Source organism: Alcanivorax sp. HI0083 (genome assembly GCF_001635175.1).
Genome location: NZ_LWFX01000321.1, coordinates 1 through 1,227, shown reverse-complemented (window position 1 = coordinate 1,227; position 1,227 = coordinate 1). Strand labels below are relative to the sequence as shown.

General features: G+C 57.9%; 3 protein-coding genes. All 3 read left to right on the top strand.

Features of this window, described 5'->3' with window-relative positions:
* Positions 1 to 202: type II toxin-antitoxin system RelE/ParE family toxin (locus tag A3754_RS25895; protein ID WP_156496742.1), on the top strand; the 202-nt coding region annotated here is incomplete at its 5' end.
* Between the two features lie 292 nt (positions 203 to 494).
* Positions 495 to 977: an RDD family protein gene (locus A3754_RS03405; protein ID WP_063518852.1), complete on the top strand. Its 483-nt coding sequence runs from the start codon at positions 495 to 497 to the stop codon at positions 975 to 977.
* Positions 978 to 1,103: 126 nt separating this feature from the next.
* The coding region (locus tag A3754_RS26440; RefSeq protein ID WP_369817569.1) for an S-adenosylmethionine:tRNA ribosyltransferase-isomerase at positions 1,104 to 1,227 on the top strand (124 nt) is incomplete at its 3' end.

Here is a 1,227-nt window from a genome sequence, read left to right as displayed (position 1 = left end):
CTCGGAGGCGGCAAGATTGCTGGCAGACCACCCCGAGATGGGGAGAGAGGGGGTGGTGCCTGGCACGCGGGAGCTGTTCCCCCATGAACATTATCGGCTGGTCTATGAGGTTTATCAGGAGGCAGTCTGGGTGCTTACATTGGTGCATACGGCCAGGCTATGGCCCAAGCCGATGTCAGATAAAGATGGGGCGCCAGACTGAGGTCGGAATGACCCCATGGTTTCTTGTCGCCCAATGACTTGTCTTGGAAGCCTGCGCTATACTGCCGCCCGCAAGGGGTTCGGGTCCCATTTTTAGGCCATTTTTACTGGGGCCAACAGTGTGGCCAACACCCTTTTGTGCTTTTTTATTGTGTTGTAAATCAGATGGTTGGGGCTGTATTTGAGTCCGGCCTCTGTACCAAACAATAAAAGAGCCCGCTTCCAGCGGGCTTTTTTATGTCGGGCGTCTCCGGGCTCTCGATAGCTCAAACTCGTCTGTCCAGGAGAGTGTCATGACCGAATATGCCCCGCCCGCCGGTTTGCTTAAGCGCTTGATGGCGCTGGTCTATGATGGCTTTCTGGTGCTCGCCTTGTGGTTTGTGACTACGGGTATCTTCGTGCTGGTCTATCCCAAAACCGGGTTGCCGATGGAAGATATTAATGGCGTCACCCGCGCTGCGCCGGACTACCTGAAGGGGATTCTGCTGCCGCTGCTGCTGGTGGAAACCTGGTTGTTCTATGCCTGGTTCTGGATGCGTGGCGGCCAGACCCTTGGCATGCGTGCCTGGCGGTTGCAGGTGCGGGACTATCGCGGTGGGCCGGTTAAGCTCTGGCAGACCCTGGCTCGCTTTCTGGGTGCCTGCGTGTCGTGGGGCCTGTTCGGGGCCGGCTATCTGGTGGTGCTGATCGCGCCGCATCAAACGCTTCACGATCGCCTGTCCGCCACGGCCACCGTTCAGCTGCCGAAACAGGCAAAAGGCAAGAAAACGGATTGACCACAGAGAGCACAGGGTTCACTGAGGGAAAAGCAGGGTTTTCTCTGTCCCTCTGTGCTCTCTGTGGAGAAACAGCTTTTGATCCTGCTTTCGCTGCCGGGTATCCTTGCTCTCCCTTGAACTTCCGTGCCGGTACAGTACGTGAACGTCGACGATTTTGATTTTGCGCTCCCCGACGGGTTGATTGCCCGCCATCCGCCTGCTGAGCGCCGTGATGCGCGCCTGTTGGCGCTTACCCGCGATGCGCTGC